6 protein-coding genes are annotated in these 4,591 nt (G+C 31.0%); 2 read left to right on the forward strand and 4 right to left on the reverse strand.

Annotated elements, in window-relative coordinates; translation table 11 throughout:
• Positions 1-168 precede the first annotated feature (168 nt).
• Positions 169-387 (reverse strand): DUF7695 domain-containing protein, encoded by a 219-nt coding sequence (locus ACH6CY_RS15380; RefSeq protein ID WP_374068194.1) that lies wholly within the window; start codon positions 385-387, stop codon positions 169-171.
• A 13-nt stretch (positions 388-400) separates the two neighbouring features.
• Positions 401-1,387, reverse strand: coding sequence for a protein rep (locus ACH6CY_RS15385; protein WP_374068195.1), 987 nt, complete (start codon positions 1,385-1,387; stop codon positions 401-403).
• Positions 1,388-1,721: 334 nt separating this feature from the next.
• Between ACH6CY_RS15385 and ACH6CY_RS15390 the strand changes: the two genes are divergently transcribed.
• Positions 1,722-1,937: a hypothetical protein gene (locus tag ACH6CY_RS15390; RefSeq protein WP_374068196.1), complete on the forward strand. Its 216-nt coding sequence runs from the start codon at positions 1,722-1,724 to the stop codon at positions 1,935-1,937.
• 216 nt (positions 1,938-2,153) lie between these two features.
• Here ACH6CY_RS15390 and mobV read toward each other — a convergent pair whose 3' ends face one another.
• Together mobV and ACH6CY_RS15400 are read right to left on the reverse strand one after the other, a co-directional pair.
• The gene (gene mobV / locus ACH6CY_RS15395; protein WP_374068197.1) at positions 2,154-3,341 is read right to left on the reverse strand and encodes a MobV family relaxase; all 1,188 of its coding nucleotides are present in this window, start codon (positions 3,339-3,341) and stop codon (positions 2,154-2,156) included.
• A 251-nt stretch (positions 3,342-3,592) separates the two neighbouring features.
• Positions 3,593-4,153, reverse strand: a complete 561-nt coding sequence (locus ACH6CY_RS15400; RefSeq protein WP_374068198.1) for a hypothetical protein — start codon at positions 4,151-4,153, stop codon at positions 3,593-3,595.
• A gap of 121 nt (positions 4,154-4,274) precedes the next feature.
• On the opposite strand from ACH6CY_RS15400, the gene ACH6CY_RS15405 reads away from it, so the two are divergent.
• The coding region (locus ACH6CY_RS15405; RefSeq protein ID WP_374068199.1) for a hypothetical protein at positions 4,275-4,591 on the forward strand (317 nt) is incomplete at its 3' end.

A 4,591-nucleotide genomic window follows, 5' to 3' on the forward strand; every position in this document is an offset into this window, starting at 1 on the left:
TTATCAAAATGAAGATAATAAAATAATAATGGAATCTTATACGGAAGATGGAGAAGAACATGTTGTAGATGAATAAAAAAGAAAAAGATCGATAGTTTGGTTGTATTAGAGAAAACTATCGATCTTTTTCTTTTTATTTTTTTATTGTTAAAGTATTATTTAATTCTATTACCGACTAAATTTCTCATAAACTGAATAACTAAAATCAATATAATCATCAATATAATCGTCTTGTTTTCCACTTTTCCATCCGCAACGCTGATACTCTTTACCCCCATCAATATATATTGATTTACATTTACAGTATTGCATATCATGTATATATTTGGATTCAATAATATCGTTGCACTTTTTACAACGAACTTTATTTACAATCACTTTTTTCATAAAACCACTTCCATTAAGGTTTCTTTAAAAAATAATTTTTTCGCTCCCAATTCCACATTGCAATAATCGAATAACCATCTTCATCAGCTTTTTCGTCGTCACCTGTATGAATTAAATCACCATCTTCAGCGTCATCAAGATTTAATTTTTTATGTATTTCCTTTAAAAGTCCACCGTATGAAATCAATCTTTTTCGGTACAATCCCTCTTCCAAATCAGCTAACCGTTTTAAATTCTTTGCTTCATCATCTGTCATGAAATCCGTATCTTTTACTGGATACTTTGCCGTTTCATCAATCGCAGACTGTATATCTGTTTTCTGTTCATTTTTGGGTTTGATAATTGACACTTTAACACTTGGATCATAATTTAGTTTCATCGCTTTTCGCCAATATTTTATCCATTGTTTTTGATTAACATAATTTTCGGTATTCTTAAAATAAGTTGGTTCAGCACAAAGTAATACATGCATGTGCTGATTATATGAATTGTCTTTATTATTTACCGTCACTTCCGTTGCACGCATAAAACCAACCAAATTTTTAGCAATCTTTTTATACTTCATCATACGATTAAAACCTTTTGCCATATCTGACAAACTAGCATTTAATGCTTCCCCATCATACACATTTTTAACTGTTAAAGTAAGAAAAAGCCATCTCACTGTTGGTTTCTGTCTAATAACTTCCGAAACCACCTTTTTAGATTGCAATCCATGCTTCATTGCTCTTCTCCAATTGCACATCGGACAAAGCCTAGATTTACAAAACCAAACTTTGTATAATTTTCGTTCACCTGTTTCACGACTTTCTTTATATTCTAGTAGTACTGCACATTCTTTCACACGTTCTGCCTTTTTAAATTCTAAAATGTGTAGTAACTCAAAATAATCAACACTAGCAATCTTTTTTTCTTTCCATGGTCTAACTTTGCCACTTTTTGTTTTATCAACTAGTACACTTGATTTTTCATCTGAATCAATGCTATTATTATGGCACATTATATTAAAGAAACCCCCGTTTACTTTTGAGTTTTTAGTGTGGTAACTATTACTCTATCAGACGGGGTTTTTTTATTCAACCACTTTCATAGATTAATACACTTTAAAAACGCACTTATATCAGTGGTTACGGCTACTTCCATACTACTAAAAAAAAAACTTGTTATTTCTAATAGTATCAAGAATAGAAAGAACACGATCAAAAGACCGTTAAAACGGTCTTTTTTTAATGCTTTAAATAGAAAATCATCCTTAACTTTGTATTTACTAATTGTATTTACAAAATATAAATACAATGATATAATGAAATTAACAAATAAAAAGGGGCGATAAAATGAGTAAACCAGTAAATTTTCGTTTAGATGAAATACATGTTGCGATTTTAGAAAAAACAGTGGAAAAACTAAAAGAGGAAGGTGTCAAAACAAATAAAACAGATACAGTACAAAAAGCCATTTATAGTTTTGGAAATATCGTTTTGAGCAATCAAGAAATGAAAACAATCATAGACAACTATTATCAAGGTCCAGACATAGATTGGATTGACTAACAATCACCGTTCACTATTTATTACTCAATCAAGCCGATTCCTTTTGGTTTCGAAGCACAACCCTTGCAACCCGAAAGGCAAGGGAACGGAAGAAAAACGCTTCCGCCCCCTCACCTGTCGGATTGTACGACAATGGTTTTCCCTCAACAAAAAGACTTCGTTTGCTCTGCGTCATAAACCGTTCACTAATCGACTTTTTGAACAATTCGTTGTACCCTACTCTAATTCAAAATCATCTTTTTGCTTTTGTTTTTCCTTCTGTTCCTGTTTTAGATAGGTTTGAAATCCTTTTTCTTCGTCTGCATCAAGATATTTTTTAATGTGAGATAGATCCTTCCCTGTCTTTTTTTCTAGTTGATCCAAAATATCGGCCTTCCAAATACCAACGAATTTATCAAAATCTTTAATTCTATCTTTGCAAAAATTCTTAATAACATCGATTGTTCCTTTTAACAACAATTTTTCAGCAATTAAATCTTCTTTTTGTTTTTTTAGTTGTTTATTTTCTTTAAGTAGCTGCATGTTCCTATCCATAAACTCATTACGTTCGTTCTCAGCTTGTTTAAGTTGTCTCTGGAGTGTTTGCACCTCATAAGTGTTTGAAGCTCTCAGGTCGTCTAATTTGCCTTCTAGGAGCTTGTTTTCTTCTAACGTGACTATTCCAGCCTTAGCAACCCCTTTAAACGCTTCAAAGTCCTCTCTGTTCATTGTGACCTTATTGGTAAATCGTCCTTCTTTCACTTTTTCATCTATCTGATCAATCTCTTCGATTTTTTCCAAACTTTCTTCCAGTGCTTTAATTTTATCTTGCGTGGTTTTCAATTTATATTGAGCAGGCTCTAAATGCTTGCTGTCACTAGATAAACCACGTTCTAAATCAAATCCATGTTCCTGCATATGAGCATGAAAATCATCTTGTAGCTTATGGAGTTGTTGTTTTTTACCGAAAAAATCCTTTGCAGATAAACGATTATCTTCTGTGATCGGCACTAATCCTAAGTGCATATGTGGTGTTTTTTCGTCTTTATGAACCATGGCATATGCGATCTTTTCTTTTCCGTACTTTTGGCCAATAAAATCTCTCGCTGTTTCAAAAAAGCGTTTTTCTTCTTTCTCTCCGATACGGTCAAAAAATGCTTTATCTGACGTAATCATAAAACTAGCAACCTTTACCGCATCTTTTCTAACTTTCCGTTTGCTTTGATCAACACGTTCATCAATCATCTCTTTAATTTTTTCATGATAATCAATGGGATTCTCATTTTCTAAATCATAATTAAGGTGCATTTGATCTTTTTTTATATCTTTGTTGGTGTCACTTTCCTTTTCTCTTTGATTATGAATTTGCATTCCAGTAACACCATTACCTTTGATTTTTTTCATATGGAGAACAGCATAACTCATAGGATAAGCACCCTCTCAGCCGAAGTATTTTAAGTGAAGTGTAGCATACTACACTTTGCAAGCAAAGTTCCATATGCTCTGCGAGACAAAGTTCAAGATCAAGTTCAAGTTTTATTCGCCTTTAGGCGAATAAAAAACAAGCTGGTGCAGAAACAAGTTTCTGCACCAGCCATACAAACTCATAAATAAATTTATATATCTAAATTAAAAAAGGCAAACAGAATTTGATTACCTCCTGTTCACCTTTACTATTACCACTTATTATCTATAAATTTAAAACCATTATATTTTACATAACTACTATTTATAAATTCATAAGGATATATAGACGTTGGAACGACCCATTTTGGCGGAGAACTTTCTCTAGTTTTATAAGTTTTTCCAGCCTTATAATAAGAATGCCAAACCAATTCACTACAGTATACGCTATTAAGATTTTTTAATGTCGATGGAACTCTATATGGAATTTTTTTGCCTTTAAAATATTTCACTGCCATATTAGCAGCCTTGTTTCCTAAAGTACTTGAGTTAGGCCTAATCACTTTTGAACGAGCATATCTCTTATGCCAGTTACTTTCACTTATTATCGTTGGATAAGGCTCACTTTTCCAACCAGATGTATGCAATATAGTAGTTTTACTAATATATATACCTGTATGTCCAGCAACGCCTTTAGATGAAGTGTCATTAGTAATAATAATATCTCCCGGCTTATTATTTATTGCAGCTTCTACTTTGTTATTCTGAATAAAAGTAAAAGAAGCAATAAATACCAACAACATCAATAACAATTTTTTCTTATTAAATACCATAAAATCCCTCCTCTTATTAATTTTAATATATATTAAAATTTCTATTAACACAATATTTTTCTTCCATTTTTATCAAATTTAATATTTAATATAATATAAAAGCATAGAAAGGTTGATTTAAATGAAAAGAAAAGTAATTTGGATTCCAATATTAATCATTATTATTTTAGTTGGCAGCTTCTTTGGTTTTATAGAATTAAAGAAAAACAGTTTGAAAAATAACGTAGTTGAATATTTAATAACGGAAGAAAACATCTCTGAGAATGAAATTGTATCTAGTGAACCTTTTATTTCTAATTTGAAAGGTAATAAAAATTATATGGTTAGTATCAAATTAAGAAATGATGCTAAAACATATTTTTATTATCAAAATGAAGATAATAAAATAATAATGGAATCTTATACGGAAGATGGAGAAGAACATGTTGTAGATGAATA

The sequence above is a fragment of the Paraliobacillus sp. JSM ZJ581 genome, assembly GCF_044383835.1.
Taxonomy (GTDB): Bacteria; Bacillota; Bacilli; order Bacillales; family Amphibacillaceae; genus Paraliobacillus.

Coding starts and splice junctions, on each gene's coding strand:
- ACH6CY_RS15380 (WP_374068194.1), bottom strand. CDS start 387: ATGAAAAAAGTGATTGTAAATAAAGTTCGTTGTAAAAAGTGCAACGAT.
- ACH6CY_RS15385 (WP_374068195.1), bottom strand. CDS start 1,387: ATGTGCCATAATAATAGCATTGATTCAGATGAAAAATCAAGTGTACTA.
- ACH6CY_RS15390 (WP_374068196.1), top strand. CDS start 1,722: ATGAGTAAACCAGTAAATTTTCGTTTAGATGAAATACATGTTGCGATT.
- mobV (WP_374068197.1), bottom strand. CDS start 3,341: ATGAGTTATGCTGTTCTCCATATGAAAAAAATCAAAGGTAATGGTGTT.
- ACH6CY_RS15400 (WP_374068198.1), bottom strand. CDS start 4,153: ATGGTATTTAATAAGAAAAAATTGTTATTGATGTTGTTGGTATTTATT.